The sequence below is a fragment of the Arthrobacter gandavensis genome, assembly GCF_015355785.1.
GTDB classification, from domain to species: Bacteria; Actinomycetota; Actinomycetes; order Actinomycetales; family Micrococcaceae; genus Arthrobacter_B; species Arthrobacter_B gandavensis_A.
The window spans coordinates 163,758-178,765 of record NZ_JADKYW010000002.1 but is presented as its reverse complement, the minus strand read 5'-3'; the positions used below and the strand labels follow the sequence as shown (position 1 = coordinate 178,765).

The 15,008-nt window shown below is 65.6% G+C and carries 13 protein-coding genes; 6 read left to right on the top strand and 7 right to left on the bottom strand.

Annotated features, from left to right (window positions below; genetic code table 11):
• Window positions 1-24 precede the first annotated feature (24 nt).
• The 3 genes from ITX31_RS00820 (at window position 25) to ITX31_RS00810 (ending at window position 3,100) form a co-directional block, all read left to right on the top strand.
• The gene (locus ITX31_RS00820) at window positions 25-912 is read left to right on the top strand and encodes an Fpg/Nei family DNA glycosylase (protein ID WP_194781596.1); all 888 of its coding nucleotides are present in this window, start codon (window positions 25-27) and stop codon (window positions 910-912) included.
• A 138-nt stretch (window positions 913-1,050) separates the two neighbouring features.
• Complete coding sequence (locus ITX31_RS00815; protein WP_194781595.1) at window positions 1,051-2,451, top strand: purine-cytosine permease family protein; 1,401 nt, start codon at window positions 1,051-1,053, stop codon at window positions 2,449-2,451.
• A gap of 7 nt (window positions 2,452-2,458) precedes the next feature.
• A complete protein-coding gene (locus tag ITX31_RS00810) occupies window positions 2,459-3,100 on the top strand; it encodes a cyclase family protein (protein ID WP_228528860.1) in 642 nt (213 codons plus the stop codon).
• 97 nt (window positions 3,101-3,197) lie between these two features.
• On the opposite strand, the gene ITX31_RS00805 is transcribed toward ITX31_RS00810, so the two are convergent.
• From ITX31_RS00805 to ITX31_RS00790, 4 genes are all read right to left on the bottom strand, one after another.
• A complete protein-coding gene (locus ITX31_RS00805; RefSeq protein ID WP_194781594.1) occupies window positions 3,198-6,824 on the bottom strand; it encodes a S8 family peptidase in 3,627 nt (1,208 codons plus the stop codon).
• A gap of 399 nt (window positions 6,825-7,223) precedes the next feature.
• On the bottom strand, window positions 7,224-8,051 hold the full coding sequence (gene thiD / locus ITX31_RS00800) for a bifunctional hydroxymethylpyrimidine kinase/phosphomethylpyrimidine kinase (RefSeq protein ID WP_194781593.1): 828 nt from the start codon (window positions 8,049-8,051) through the stop codon (window positions 7,224-7,226).
• Window positions 8,052-8,112: 61 nt separating this feature from the next.
• Entirely contained in the window at window positions 8,113-8,631 is a 519-nt protein-coding gene (locus ITX31_RS00795; protein WP_194781592.1) for a hypothetical protein, read from the bottom strand.
• Window positions 8,624-9,304, bottom strand: a complete 681-nt coding sequence (locus tag ITX31_RS00790) for a TetR/AcrR family transcriptional regulator (RefSeq protein WP_194781591.1) — start codon at window positions 9,302-9,304, stop codon at window positions 8,624-8,626. Before ITX31_RS00790 ends, ITX31_RS00795 begins: the two co-directional genes overlap by 8 nt.
• 187 nt (window positions 9,305-9,491) lie before the next feature.
• On the opposite strand from ITX31_RS00790, the gene ITX31_RS00785 reads away from it, so the two are divergent.
• Window positions 9,492-10,232, top strand: coding sequence for a queuosine precursor transporter (locus ITX31_RS00785; RefSeq protein ID WP_194781590.1), 741 nt, complete (start codon window positions 9,492-9,494; stop codon window positions 10,230-10,232).
• Between the two features lie 69 nt (window positions 10,233-10,301).
• On the opposite strand, the gene tgt is transcribed toward ITX31_RS00785, so the two are convergent.
• On the bottom strand, window positions 10,302-11,567 hold the full coding sequence (gene tgt, locus ITX31_RS00780) for a tRNA guanosine(34) transglycosylase Tgt (RefSeq protein ID WP_194781589.1): 1,266 nt from the start codon (window positions 11,565-11,567) through the stop codon (window positions 10,302-10,304).
• Window positions 11,568-11,794: 227 nt separating this feature from the next.
• On the opposite strand from tgt, the gene ITX31_RS00775 reads away from it, so the two are divergent.
• The gene (locus tag ITX31_RS00775; RefSeq protein WP_228528859.1) at window positions 11,795-12,832 is read left to right on the top strand and encodes an FUSC family protein; all 1,038 of its coding nucleotides are present in this window, start codon (window positions 11,795-11,797) and stop codon (window positions 12,830-12,832) included.
• Here the strand turns inward: ITX31_RS00775 and ITX31_RS00770 are convergent.
• The gene (locus tag ITX31_RS00770) at window positions 12,829-13,701 is read right to left on the bottom strand and encodes a DUF6707 family protein (protein WP_194781588.1); all 873 of its coding nucleotides are present in this window, start codon (window positions 13,699-13,701) and stop codon (window positions 12,829-12,831) included. The two genes, ITX31_RS00775 and ITX31_RS00770, sit on opposite strands and share 4 nt — an antisense overlap.
• Window positions 13,702-13,755: 54 nt before the next feature.
• Window positions 13,756-14,295, bottom strand: coding sequence for an NUDIX hydrolase family protein (locus ITX31_RS00765; protein ID WP_055239793.1), 540 nt, complete (start codon window positions 14,293-14,295; stop codon window positions 13,756-13,758).
• Window positions 14,296-14,410: 115 nt separating this feature from the next.
• Here ITX31_RS00765 and ITX31_RS00760 point away from each other — a divergent pair, with 115 nt between their 5' ends.
• Window positions 14,411-15,004: a YdeI/OmpD-associated family protein gene (locus ITX31_RS00760; RefSeq protein ID WP_194781587.1), complete on the top strand. Its 594-nt coding sequence runs from the start codon at window positions 14,411-14,413 to the stop codon at window positions 15,002-15,004.
• Window positions 15,005-15,008 lie beyond the last annotated feature (4 nt).

The window sequence follows — 15,008 nt, the reverse complement described above, 5'->3', positions numbered from 1 at the left end:
TGTCAGACCGTCTAGGGTGTAGGCATGCCCGAGATGCCTGAAGTGCAGGGACTCGCCGATTTCCTGCGGACCAAACTGCTGCCCAAGGACGGACCGCCTGCGCAGGTTGCCGACGTCGAGGTCCTTTCCTTCGCCGTGCTGAAGACAGCCGAAGTCCCCCTCGGGGAACTGCAGGAAGGCCCCGTGACGGCAGTGCAGCGCCGCGGAAAGTTCCTGATCGTTACGGCCGGGGGAGTGCACCTGGTGATGCACCTGGCCAAGGCCGGCTGGCTGCGCTGGTCCGACGCACTGAAGCCCGGCAAGCTGCGTCCGGGCAAGGGGCGCATGGCGCTGCGCGTCCGCTTCGCAGCAGCGGAACCTGGCGGGGACGAGCCCGGCTTCGATCTCACCGAGGCGGGAACCAAGAAGTCCCTGGCCGTCTACCTGGTGAAGGACCCTGCCGAGGTTCCGGGCATTGCCCGGCTGGGACCTGAAGCGTTCGACGTCGATCAGTCGACGTTCGCGGAGCTGGTCGCCGGGCACCGGGGCCAGATCAAGGGCCTGCTGCGGGACCAGTCCGTGATAGCCGGGATCGGCAACGCATACAGCGACGAAATCCTGCATGCAGCGCATCTGTCCCCGTTCGCCAACGCGTCAAAGCTGAAGCCGGAGGAATCCGCGCGGCTGTATGAGGCGATGCATGCGGTACTGGAGTCCGCCATCGACAATGCCGCCGGACGTCCTGCCGCGGAGCTGAAGGACTCAAAGCGCCGGGCGCTGCGGGTGCATGCCCGCACCGGTGAGCCCTGTCCTGTCTGCGGCGACACCGTACGTGAAGTGTCCTTCGCGGATTCGTCCCTGCAGTACTGCCCCACCTGCCAGACCGGCGGAAAGCTGTTGGCGGACCGGAGGATGTCCCGGCTGCTGAAGTAGACGGCCGTCTGCCCTGCCGGGCGGTGAACCGGGACTCAAATGTGACGGCCAACACCACCGGTTCATGTAACTTATAGACAACACATGTTGCTTATAAGAAACAATCTGGTGGAACTCACCCGCACCCCTAGGACTCCAATGAACCTCTACAGCCGCCTGGACCGGCATCTGCAGCAGAGCAACGAAGGCTCCGGCCCCGTTCGCGGCACCCTGTCTGCACCTCGCATCGGCATGATCTGGCTGGCAGCCAACTTTGTGGTGACAACTCTGCTGACAGGCACCCTGCTCGTTCCGGGCGTGACTTTCGCTGCTGCCGTGTGGCTGATCATCCTCGGCACCCTTCTGGGCGCCGTCGTCCTGACCCTTATCGGCAACATCGGTACGCGCACCGGCCTGCCGACCATGGCCATCACACGAGGTGCCTTTGGTGCCAGGGGAAGCCTGGTTCCGGTAGCGGCGAATGTGGTGATCCTGATGGGGTGGAGCTGGGTCCAGGCAATGCTGGCCGGCGTCACCGTCAACTACGTGGTGGAGCAGCTTACCGGCTTCTCCAGCCCGGTCCTCTTCGCCGTTCTGTGCCAGGCACTGGTGGTTTTCCTCGCCGTCCTGGGCCACGGCGGCATTGCCAAGGTGGAGCCGTGGCTGGCCGTAGTCATTCTGGCCATTATGGTCTACGTCTTCATCAGCGCCTTCACCACCTTCAGCCCCGCAGAGTTCGGCGGGATCGAGGTCGACGAGTCGCTGGGATACACGAACTTCATGGTGCTGGACATCGTGATTGCCACAGCCATCTCCTGGACGGTGCTCTCCGCCGATTTCAACCGGCTGGCCAGGTCCAGCCGCGCCGGGATCATCGGATCCGGCGTCGGCTACACCATCTCCACGACGCTGGCGATGGTCCTGGGCGCGACGGCGATTGGCTACGTGATTCTCTCCGGGGACGCGGCCGCTTCCTTCGATCCCACGGTGATAGTGAGCGCTTTCGGCACTCCGCTGGCGATCGTGATCTTCATGTCCGTCATGGCCACCAACACCATGGTGGTGTACGGAATGGTTACCTCCGTGGTGAACGCACAGGTGAAGTGGAAGGCCCGTTTCCTGCCGACCTCCCTTGCCGTCGGTGCCGTCGCCATAGCCGGTTCCACCTGGATGGCCCTCCTGGACCAGTTCACCGGCTTCCTGGTGATGATCGGAGCTTTCTTCGTCCCGGTCTTCGCGATCATGATCGTGGACTACTACATCATCAAGCGCGGCAGCTACAGCAAGGACATCCTGCGTCCGAGCGGCGGTGCGTACTGGTACACCGCCGGTGTCAACTGGGCGGCGATCGCGGTGTGGGTAGTGGGGGCAACCGCTTCCTACGTGCTGACCTACGTCTGGCCCAGCCCGGTGGGCGCCACCATTCCGGCCTTCGTGCTGACGTTCGTGCTCTACCTTGCCGTTTCGGCCAGGAACCGGGCACGGACCCCAGACAGCCCGCAGCCGCAGCCGGCCGACGCGGAGGCGCTGCCGTCCCGCGCCCCGGCAGCGGCGGAATGAGGCTGCTTTGACCATTGTTGATCTCACCCATGTGGTGGCCTCCGGGATGCAGGTCTTTCCAGGGGACCCGGACGTGGAGATAACCGGCGCACTGAGCCTCAGCGCGGACGGGGCCCAAGTGGCACGCCTGAACCTGGGCAGCCACACCGGGACGCATTTCGATGCGCCCTGCCACAGCATCGAAGGCGGCCGCAGCACCTCCGAGGTTGGGCTGGAAGAACTGACCGGTGAAGCGCTGGTGCTGCACCTGCCTCGCCTCGAACCGGATGCCGAGATTTCCTGGCACCACCTGAACGGCCAGGTTCCGGAAACAGTGCCGAGGATCGTCCTGCTGGCCACCGGATGGGACAGCCGCTTTGGCACCGGAGAATACCTGAAACATCCGGTGCTTTCCCCAGCCGCAGCGGAAGAACTGTGGAACAGGGGAATGCGGGTGCTGGCGGTGGACACACTGAACCCGGACCGGACACTGCAGCCCGGCCAGGAGTTCAGCCTCCCGGTCCATGAGCTGGTTCTAGGATCCGACGGGCTGATCGTCGAAAACGTCCGCGGAGCGGCTGCCCTGCCTTCCCGCTGCCGGGTGGGGTTCTTCCCCCTTAACCTGGCTTCGACGGACGGAGCGCCCGTCCGGGCCGTTGCCTGGGTTTAACGGACGGGCCACATACGCAGAGCGGGCCCGGGAGAATCTCCCGGGCCCGCTCTGCGCTGCTGTTGGCTTTCTTAGCTAGCAGTGACTAGCCAACGGTCTAGCGGCTGCACTTCACTGCGCCGTAGGACGCGGTGTAGTCGACCTTTTCGGCCTTGCCCTTACCGAGGAACTTGTAATGGGCTGTCAGCTCTCCGGCAGCGAGGGACAGCTGGCGGGTCTTGATGACCGCCGTCGTCGTCTGGCCCGGTTCGAGCTTCATGACCTTGGCATTGCCGTGCGGGGACTTCAGGTCGATGTCCGCGCGGCGGTCGCCGTTGTTCGTGAGGGTCACGGTGATTTCAGCCTTGAAGGCGTTGCACTTGCTGGCAGCGCTGACCGGGTTCACCACCTTCTCGGGGACAACCACCGGCAGGATTTCGGCACGTTCGCCGAGGCCCGCGGTGCCGGAGAGATCTCCGGTGGCGTTGTGCAGGTGCAGGAACAGCGCCGAGGCTTCGGTGGTGTCCTGGCTGCGGTTGACGGTGAGCTTTCCGCCGTCGACGTCGGCAAAGAGGGCATCCGGCGAGGCGCCGGAGAACCACAGGGCCGGGTTGGCGGCGTCGAACTGAATGTACTCCGTTGAATCCACCGGAACAGTCTGGCCGGCATCGTTGACGTTGTACAGGCTCCAGGTCACCACCTTGTACTGCAGCGGCAGCGAACCGGCAGCCGGATCCAGGCCCAGGGAAGCGACGCTGACCGGGAGGGTCACCGTGTTGCTGTCGAACGTGTTGGTGTCCGTGTTGCCCAGCTGGCCGTTGGCGCCGGTCTGGTCTACCAGGGTGCGTGAGCCGTCCGGGTTCAGCCGGTAGGTGTTCACCAGGACCAGGTCCAGGTCATCGGCCCGCCCCGTGGCCACCAGGTAGTCGGCCGTGCCGTCCATGTTGGTGTCGATCTCGACGTTGACCTCGTTGTGGCCGCCCAGGATGGGCCAGTTGTCCCACGTGCTGAGGCCAAAGTTGAGGACACCGTCCAGCGCATCGCCGCCGGCGGCCTTGACCGCCGGAATGGTGCTGGAAGCGCCAACCGCGGCGAGGTCCATGGAGTTCATGGATTCAAGTGCCAGGTCATCCCGTTTGTCGCTCTGCGCGCCCAGGACCAGCGGCGAAACCAGGGACAGGTAGGTCGACCCGTCGCCGCCCTGCAGCAGCCCGCGGCCCGCGAGGGTCACGTCCGCTGCCAGCGCCTCGGAGTCAGCGAAGCTGATCTCCGTTCCTGCGGTCATGTCCGATGTCGGCTTGGGAGCCGAGTAGACGGGAACACGCAGGGTGGGGACGCCGGCACTTGCCAGCTGGACGCGTCCGGACACATCAGCCAGGAACTGGCGGGGCAGGCCCAGCTGTTCGGTGTCCGCAGCCGGGTCGATGGTCTTGGCCAGCGCCGCCGGATCCGCGATGTTCAGTGTCACGTCCACCGTGGCCTTCGCATTGGCGCCAACGCTAACGGCCGGAGCCGTGCTGATTTCAACGCCGGGCATGGTCGACGCGGGAAGGTAGCTGACGTCGAAGGTGCGCGGGCGGTCCGACTTGTTCTGAACCGTGACCTTGCGGGTTACGGTGAGCGCTTCGGCGCCAAGCTCCAGCACCCCGAAGTTGATGCTGGTCAGCGTCTGGTCTTCGGAGTCGTAGGCCATGACCTTTGAATCCATGGCGTCCAGGACGTCCACGCGCCCGGAACCGACACGGTTGGGTGCATGAACGGCGCCGTTGGCGGCCAGGACGTCATGCGTGGCCGTGTTCATGATGGTGTTCTTGACCTCGTACGGGGTGAAATCCGTCGCGGCGTAGAGCAGCGCTGCCAGGCCGGCAACATGCGGCGTAGCCATGGAGGTGCCGCTCTTTACGGATGCACCGTTTCCTGAACCGACGGCAGCCGAACCGATTGAGGAGCCGGGAGCGGCGACGTCGGGCTTTACCACGCCGTTGGAGCCGTGCAGTCCGCGGGAGGAGAAGGAGCTTACCGTGTCCAGGGCGTTCGACGGCCCTGCTGCGGCACCCATGTAGTTCGGGTCCAGCCGCAGGGTCAGGGTTCCGGCCACAGCGGCCGGACGCAGCCGGTCGGAGGACTCACGGTTGAGCTGGATGCCGGGAAGCGTGGTGTTGCCGCCGATTCCGGCGTCGAACACGTCACGCGGAGAGTCCAGGACGACGCCGGTTGCACCGGCAGCCTGGGCATTGTTGAAGCGCGCGCCTGAACCGCAGGGGAAAGCTCCGGCTTCATCTTCCCACTGGATCCAGACCCACTTGTCCGTCAAAGACCCGGCCGGGAAGGCGTTGCAGCCGAAGGCGTTGGATGCGGGTGCCGCCACGACGTCGCCGGTGAGCCGTTCCGGAGTGACCGCCGGATCGGAGTAGTTGAAGTTCACTGAGTACTGGCCGGCGGCCGAACCTTCCAGTTCTTCCGGGGCCAGGACATCGGCGCGGTCCAGGGAAATCTGGGAACCGATGGTGCTGGCCACCGTCAGCGAGGACTTCGCGTTGCCCGGGGAACCGCCCACGTTGTACACGTCCCCGGCGTTGCCGGAAGCGACCACGGAAAGGATGCCCTGTTCGGTCAGCTTGTCCACGATGTCGTTCTCGGGATCATCCACCGGGGCGTAGTCGGAACCCAGGGACATGTTCACCACCTGCGCGCGGTCGGAGAAATCGCCGTCGCCGTTGGGGTCCAGGACATAGTCAAGTGCCTGGCCCACAACCTCGGAGGAACCGGTGCAGCCAAACACGCGGATGCTGACCAGCTGCGCCTCCGGGGCCGAGCCGGGGCCGATGCGCATGTCATTGACGGCGTCGGCCGTCAGCGAGGAGTAATCGCCCGTGAAGGTGCTGCCGTCAGCCAGGGTGCCGTAGCCGGCCGCCGTGCCTGCCACATGGGATCCATGCCCCTGGCAATCCATCGGGTTGAGGTCCGGCTTGGGGATCGGCTGGTAGTTCGGAGCAGTCGGATCCGCGTTATAGTCATCGCCCACCAGGTCATAGCCGCCGATGAACTTGTCCGTGTCGATCAGGCCGCTGTCCGCAGCGGGGATGACAGGGGATGCCTGGGCTGCCTCGTACGCTTCGATGGTTCCGGGGCCGCCGAAATCACTGTGCGTGTAGTCGACGCCGGTATCCAGGACGGCGATGGTGATACCGTCTCCGGTCTGCTGGCGCTCCACCCAGGTGTTGAGGGCACGGGTGTCGATGTCCGCACCCTTGTTGTCGATTGTCTTGGGTACGATCCGGGTGATCTTCGCGACGTCGTCGCGCTCTGCCAGGGCCTTGATGGCGTCTGCATCGCCAACGATGCCCACGCCCGGAAGGCTGTTGGTGGTGGTGTAGAGGGTGCTGGCATCCGCTTCCGCGGCCACCGACTCAGCCTGGGATTCAATGGCTGACCGGATCTGCCGGACCCGCGGAGCGTCGACTACCGGCTCCCGCTTGCCTTCCTTGACCTCGTCCGGCTGGGTCTGTCCAAAGGCGCCATCGCCGGTGAACTGGACGTAGACGGAGACCTCGCCGTCAACGCCGCGGAGGCTCGGGGATACTTTCTGCTCCGCAAACTTCTGGACGGCGAATCCCTGGGCAGCGTTGTCCGTGCCGGAGGGTTCGGTGGCCTGGGCCGGCAGGCCCAGGCCTGCCGTGAGTGCGAGGCCGGCAACCGCGGCAGTAGCCACGGCACCTGGCCGGTGATGAATGGACCGTCTCATTTTGCTCCTTGAACATTCCGCCGCGCGTTACCGGAAGAATGCCGCCGAAGACCTAGAGACTAGGAACCCTTGAACAAAAACAACCGGCTGCTGACACACGTGACAGCTTTCCTTTTGTGCCCCCAACCCCCCGTTTGGAGTGTCAGCATGCACCTTCGGCCCCCAAAATGCCTGCAGCCGTAGGCACACCCTAAGCGAGTAAATGCCCAGCTCAAAGGTTTGCGGCAACAGGATGAATTACGGGGTGACGCTATTGACACTCCCACCGTCCGGGTGTTTAGAAAGGGCACCAAAGTGTCTCGGTCGCATAAAAAAGCGGCCTTTCCGCTGAATCCAGTGAATCCAGTGAAAAAGCCGCTCTTTGGTCCGGGAGGGGTAGAAACCCGGATGAAAGCCGGGCTACAGGGCAGGGCCGCTGGCCGCGCCGCCCTGCCACAGGGCGTCGAACGGGGTGTTGGAGGAAACGCGGTTGCGGATGCCCTCGGTGACGAAAGCCTTGGCGGTGCGTGCAGCTTCGAGCGGGCTTGCGCCCTTGGCCAGTTCGGCGGTGATGGCGGCGGCCAGGGTGCAGCCGGCACCGCTGACGGCAACCTCGCCCACCTTCGGGGCGCGGAGGACTTCCATGGTTTCGCCGTCGTAGAAAACGTCGACGGCGTCCTCGCCTTCCAGCCGCACGCCGCCCTTGGCGAGCACCACGGCTCCGGAGGCTTCGTGGATGCGCCTGGCGGCTTCCTTGAGGTCTTCCACGGACTCGATCGCGTCCATCCCGGCCAGGGACATTGACTCGAAGTGGTTCGGGGTGACGAACGTGGCCAGCGGGAGGATCTGTGCCTTCAGCGCCTGGTCGGTGTCCAGGGCGGCGCCGGGCTCCTGGCCCTTGCAGATCAGGACCGGGTCCAGCACGATGTTGGTCCAGTCCTGGCTCTGCAGTGCCTTGGCCACAGTGTCGATGGTTGCCGGGGTGCCGAGCATGCCGATCTTTACGGTGCCCAGGTCATAGGCCGTCTGGATGGCTTCCAGCTGGTCTGCGATCACCTGCGGGTCAACCGGTACGAAGCGGTGGTTCCAGTTGTCCTTCGGATCGAAGGAAACAATGCAGGTCAGGGCCGTGATGCCGTAGGTTCCCAGTTCCTGGAAGGTCTTGAGGTCAGCCTGGGCGCCCGCCCCGCCGGTGGCTTCGGAGCCGGCGATCGTGAGCGTGACGGGAGGATGTGTTGTTGAAGACATGGGTCCATCTTCCCCCTAATCCGGCGCGGCCCGCCACCCGGTTTCGCTGCAGGCTGCCGGGCTAGCAGCGCACGTCCATCAGGCGCCACACGGCAAGCCGCCCGACGGCGGAGGAGACGCCGATTGCCAGGGCCATCAGCAGGGGTACCCCAACGGAACCGGCCATGAGTCCGATGACCGCCCAGGCGAGCACCGTGGGGACGAGGAAGAAGGCGAGCACGTGCACCCACTGGTTCGGCACGCCGCGCAGCAGCAGGCCCAGGGCCAGGCCCACCGGGGCAGCCGTCACCAGGCCGATTCCGGCCGCGTAGAAGGCGGCGATCACGATGATCCAGAGGTAGCCCCAGACGTCACGCGAGGTTCCCCAGCCGATTACCACGGTGGCTATCAGGGCAACCAGCAGGCAGGCGATCGCGTATCCGGTGACAAAAGCGGTGGGGCCGAACGTTACGCGCGGGGACAGCAGGAGCGGGGCGCCCGTGCCGGAAGGGCCGGGGGCGGCGGAAGGGCCGGGGGCAGCGGAAGGGGAGGGGACGGCACCGGCCGGGAAGGCGCCGTCGTCATCCGCTTTCTCAGTCATGGGATCGCGCTCCTCGCAGCAGCTTCACCACATCCTCCACGATATTGCGCACAACGGGTAGGCGCGAGAGGATGACGAGCTTGGCCACGAGGGGAGCGGTATTCGTGACCAGACGGCGGGAACGGGCCTGGCCGGGCGAGGAATCGTAGACCCAGAACATGGTTACGCCCATCTGGAGCAGCCAAAGCAGCTCAGGCAGGTCATCGCGCACAGCCAGCGGCGGCTGCGGCCGGGCAGCCTGCACAGCCTGTCGGTAGACCGCAATCGACTTGCCGCGGCCCACCTGTTCGGCGTCCGCCGGCAGCGAGGATTTCCGGGTACCCGGAGGCACGGGCAGGGCAGCCGTTTTCAGGAACTGGTGCCCCAGCGAATGGTACGGAGCCAGCACGTCAAGGTTCGCCTGCAGGATTACCCGCAGGTGTTCACCCAGGTTGTGGCCCTCCCGCAGCTGCGGCAGGGCGGCGGAGCGGTGCTGGTTTTGCAGTGACCGGTACAGCTCGGCAACGATCGCATCCTTGGAGAAGAAGTAGTAGTAGGCGTTGCCTACGGAGACGCCAGCCTCCGCGGCGATGCCGCGCATGGTGGTCCGGTCAAAGCCGAGGGTGCGGAACTGGCTGGTGGCGGCTTCAACCAGCCTCCGCCGGGTGGCTTCACTCTTCGACCCCGCGGCCATCGGTCCCCTGTTCCAAGTTGTCTACCGCGCCATTAGAGCACGTTTTTGAACACGTTCAAAAACGTGACGCCGCCAAAAACATGGCAGAATTGACGCTGGTCCTCCACGGGCCGCCCGGGACAGCGGGCAAGTGCTAATACAGCCGGGCGGGAGCCCAGGCGAACCACTAAACCGAAACGGGAAATCCATGTCCTCACCAACCCCGGCCGCTGCCGTCCAGGCACGCCAGGCCCCCAGCTACGCCTCCCGGGGCAGCTCGCATTTCGACCTGATCCTCACCCTCATGTGTGTGGTGATCATCATTTCCAACATCGGGGCGTCCAAGGGCGTGGTGCTGGGTCCGGTCTTCGGTGACTTCAGCATCATCACCGACGGCGGTTTCTTCCTCTTCCCGCTGGCGTACATCCTGGGCGACGTCATCAGCGAGGTCTACGGCTTCAAGGCCGCCCGGCGTGCCATCTACATGGGCTTTGCCATGGCAGCGTTCGCAGTGCTGTCCTTCGCGGTGATCATCGCGCTGCCCGGCTTTGACGACGCGTACGGAGTGGAGAGGCAGGCCGCGCTGGAAGCGGCACTGGGCCCCGTGTGGCAGATCGTCGCCGCGTCGCTGCTTGGATTCCTGGCCGGGCAGCTGCTCAACGCCATGGTGCTGACCCGGATGAAGGCGCGGTTCAAGGAGCGTGCACTGGTGGGCCGGCTGATGGCCTCAACCGGAGTCGGCGAATTCGCGGACACCCTGATCTTCTGTGCCATTGCCGCACCGGTCATCGGGATCACCGATGCCGGGCAGTTCGTGAATTACGTGATCTTCGGTTTCGTGTACAAGACGGCGGTCGAGTTCCTGTTCGTTCCGGTCACCTCGGCGGTGATCAAAGCGATCAAGAAGCGCGAGCCTTCCTACGGCCGGGTGGATGCCGGCGCTGTCTAGAGCTGCAGTGCCCGGTCTGCCGCGCAGACCGGCGGCGCCGGACCGGCTGATGGCACCGGCCCGCCGGTCCTAGCTGTAGTACTTCCCCAGGACCTCGTCCTTGAACTCGAAGAACGTGCCGTCCTCGATCGCCATCCGGGCGTCGTCGACCAGCTTCACGGTGAACCGTTCATTGTGGATGGAGATCAGCGTGTGGCTGACCATCTCATTGGCCTTGAACAGGTGCTGGATGTAGGCACGAGAGTAATTGGTGCAGGCATAGCAGTCACAGCCGCCCACCAGCGGGCCGAAGTCCCGCTTGAACTTGGCGTTGGAGAGGTTCTTGCGCCCATACGGGGTGTAGAACGCCGAGTTGCGGGCCACCCGGGTGGGAGAGACACAGTCAAAGGTGTCCGCGCCGTTCTCGATGGCGGTGAAGATGTCATCCGGCTCGGAGATGCCCAGCAGGTGCCGCGGTTTGTCCTCGGGAAGCTCCTCGGTGCACCAGCGGACAATGGTGCCCAGGTTCTCCTTCTCCAGGGCGCCGCCGATGCCGAAGCCGTCGAATCCCATGGCTCCCAGGTCACGGGAGGCCTTGCGGCGCAGGTCCTCGTACTGGGCGCCCTGCAGGACGCCGAAGAGGGCCTGGTAGGGCCGGTGTGAACGTTCCCCGGTGAGCCGGCGGTGTTCCACCAGGCACCGTTCGGCCCAGAGCCGGGTGCGTTCAAGGGAACGTTCCTGGTAGGCGCGGGAGTTCAGCAGGGTAGTGAGCTCATCGAAGGCGAACATGATGTCCGCGCCCAGCTGATGCTGCACCTGCATGGAGATTTCCGGCGTGAAGCGGTGTTTGTCCCCGTTGAGGTGGGACTTGAACCAGACGCCGTCGTCATCGATGTGTGCCAGGCGCTCCTTGCCGGGCGCGACGTCGTCATCAGCTCCGGTGGCATGCGTGGTGCCGTCGGCGTTCATGTTGATGACCTTCTTGAAGCCGGCGCCGAGGCTCATGACCTGGAACCCGCCGGAATCGGTAAAGGTGGGGCCGGGCCAGTTCATGAATTTGCCCAGCCCGCCGGCCTCGTCGAGGATGTCCGCGCCGGGCTGCAGGTACAGATGGTACGCGTTGGCCAGCACCGCCTGGGCCCCAAGCTGCGCCACAGACTCGGGCAGCACGGCCTTCACTGTGGCCTTGGTGCCGACGGCGATGAACGCCGGAGTCCGGATCTCGCCGTGCGGGGTGCTGATGACGCCGGTACGGCCCTGGAACTCACCGCCGTTCTCGTTGGCGCGGGACGCAGAGTCGGGAGTGGTTTCACGCAGGCGCTTACCGAGGGCAAAAGAAAAACCGGAGCTGGACACCCCTCCATTTTGCCCTACATTCGGCCGGCTCCTGCCGGCGCCGGCCGCGGCGCCGGCAGCAGTGCCGGGTGGAGGCCCGGGCCGGGGAGCGGGGCGGAGGCCCGGGGAGAGCCGGCACACATAACCCCTTCAGCTGAACGCGCCGGGCGTAAGGTGAGAACGGCGGATTTTCGGCCCGTGACGCGCTGCCGCCGACCGTGAACGCATGAAAGGCCTCCGTACTCCCCTTGAACCACCTGCGCGAAATGTTCGCCCTCGCCCCTGCCCAGAACGACCATCGCGTGGCCATCCGCTGCGGCATCGGCATCGGTGTCCCGCTCGCCGTAGTGCTGGCCATTGGCAGGATCGACCTGGCGATCTTCGTCGCCTTCGGGGCCTTCACCAGCATCTACGGACGCAACGAACCGCACCGCCAGCGTCTGGGGCACCAGGCCCGCGCCGGAGCCCTGATGTTCGCGGTGATCCTGGCCGGTGCACTGTCTTCACGCCTTGGACTGGACGCATGGGGAGTTGTCCTGGGCACCACCGCCGTCGCCGGGCTGGGAACGGTGGCCACCGGGTATTGGCGGCTCCGCCCGGCCGGATCCCTGTTCCACATCTTCGCCTACGCGGCCATCGCATCCGTTCCAGCGCATCCTCCCCTGTGGCAGGGCATGTTGGCGGCCGGATCCGCCATTGTGTTCGCCGTCCTTCTTGGACTGTCCGGAATGCTGCACGCCAGATACCGGACACCGTGGAACAAGCCGCTGCGGCCCCGCTTCAGCCCGGCAAAGCAGAAGGCGATCTGGGCTGACGGCGGACTGTATGCCGTTGCGGCCGCAGCGGCGGGCAGCGTCGCCACCCTGCTCGGAATCGGACATAACTACTGGGCCATGGTTGCCGCCACGGTTCCGCTGGCAGGTGCCACCTTCCGCCACCGCATCCAGCGGGGGGTCAGCCGCATGCTGGGAACCTTCGGCGGGCTCGGAATCACCGCGGTGATCCTGTTTGCCCGCCCGCAGCCCTGGCAGCTTGTCCTGGTCATCGCGCTGCTGCAGTTCGGGGCCGAGTTGTTCATCGCCCGGAACTACGCGCTGGCGCAGGTGGTCATCACGCCGCTGGCACTGCTCAGCACGGAGCTCTCCCACGCCGGCAGCCCGACCACGCTGATCCAGGACCGGGCAATTGAAACGGTCATCGGAGCGCTGGTGGGCATGGCCCTGGTGCTGCTCCTGCAGCTGCGGGCAAGCCGGGCCGGTGCCCGGGGTGCGCGTATCCCGGCCTAGAGGTCCAGGTTCAGGCCGCGGACGGCACTGAGTTCGGTGCGGATGCGGCGCTGGAGCTCGGCGTCGGAATAGGTGCGGGATCCGCCATGGGCGCGAAGGTAGAACAGTGTGTTGAGGCGCAGGATCCGCCAGTCCCGTTCGCTGTGCTCATCTCCCGCCTCGGCAGCACGCTGGACCTCGCGGTCATACAGGTTTGGTTCGTTCAGCTGGCGCTGCAGCAGCTCGGCGGAAAGCTTGGCCTTGAGCGGATCTGATTCGGCATTGTCTCCGGCCCGAACCGCCTCGGCAAACGCTGCCGAGGCCTCCAGGTCACCGGATTCATGGGTGATCTGCGCGGCCAGTGCCAGCGCTCCCTGGATCCAGTTCCAGCGGCCGTAGTTGCCGTCGAACCCCAGTCCGGTGATCAGGGAACAGACAGCCAGGGCGTTTTCTGCGTCCCCCAGGTCCACATAGAGCGTGTGGGCGAGGTCTCGCACGTCCTGGAGGTTGCTTCCGGCCTTGACGTTCAAGCCCCGGCTCAGCCGGGTCACGAGTTCCTTGACCGCGCGGTCATCCGGGTGTGCAGCGTCTGCCGCGGCCAGGACGGCAGCATAGGTCTCTTCCTCGGTGGGAATGCTGCGGACAGCCTCAGCGGCGTTCGTCTCCGGTGCCGGTGCTGCCACCCGCACGGCGGACCCATAGGCAATCCGCAGGGTTTCCCCGTCCTCCAGGTCAGCGATGACCAGGGCGGGATTCCCCAGGTCATCCTCTTCGATGCGCACGGATGCCAGCGGTGCCAGGGTCCGCTCTTCCAGGACCACTTTCTGGCCCGGTACGAGCAGTTCGGCATTGACCCGGAAGGCATATCTATCCGGCACACTCATCGACATGGCTTTTCCTTAGCGCTCGAAGCTCCGCCCCAGTTTATAAACGTAGGTTAGCGCCTACCGGCCCCATCCCGCTGACGCCAGCGCCTGGCGGAGCAGGTCTCCTCGCCCGCCGGAGAACTCGGAGTAAATGGCAGGGCTGAGAGCTTCCTCGGGCGTGAGCCAGGACAGCTCCAGTGCGTCCTGCCGCGGATCGCATTCGCCCGTCACCGGAATCAGGTAGGCCAGCGCGACGGCGTGCTGGCGCTCGTCAGTGAGGCCGGTCTGCGACGGCGACGGGAAGTATTCCGCCACCGCGAACGGTGCCAGGCTGGGCGGCAGCTGCGGGAGGGCCATGGGCCCAAGGTCCTTTTCGAGGTGACGCAGCAGGGCAGCGCGGATGGTTTCGCGGTACATCACCCGGCCGGAAACGAAGGTCCGCACCATCTTGCCCTCAGGGGTTGCCTGCAGCAGCAGGCCCACCTCGGTGACATACCCAAGGGGGTCGCACCGCACCGGAACGGCTTCCACATAGACCATGGGAAGACGCTGCCGCGCTTCATGCAGATCCTCCTCCGAAAGCCAGCCGGGATACGGGTCAGGGGTGCGAACGTTCATAGCAGTGTTCTACCCCAAAGCCCGACGCCGAGTCATACGGCACGCTCCGCTTCGGCCAAGGGCTGAACTGCTTCCGGCTCTATCAGGGCGACCGGCGGAAGCCTACGATTGGGCGATGGAGACCGAGCTGTCGGAGCTGCTGCTCCCGGATGCGGAGGCCTGGCGGGCTTGGCTGGAAGCGCATCACCTGCGTTCCGCCGGGGTCTGGCTGGTGATCGGCAAGCGAGGCGGAAGCACGACGGCGCTGACCCGGCAGGCCGCGCTTGACGAGGCTCTTTGTTTCGGCTGGATTGACGGCCAGGCCGCACGGCGGGACGAGGAAACCTACCTGCAGCGCTACACCCGGCGCGGCCCGTGGAGCGCCTGGTCGCTGCGCAACGTGGGGCACATCGCCCGGCTGGAAGCCGCCGGCCGGCTGCACCCTTCGGGCCGCGACGCAGTGGAGTCGGCCAAGGCGGACGGCCGCTGGGACGCGGCATATGCCGGTCCGGCCACGGCCGAGGTACCGCAGGACCTGCTGGACGCGATTGCCGCGAACGAGAGCGCCCAGGCGATGTTCAACGTGCTCAGTTCACAGAACCGCTTCGCCCTGGCCTACCGGCTGGGCCAGCTCAAGACGGAGGCAGCCCGGGAGCGGAACATCGCCCGCTTCGTGGACATGCTCAGCCGCCGTGAGACCTTCTATCCGCAGAAGCGGTTCCCAGAGTAGGAGT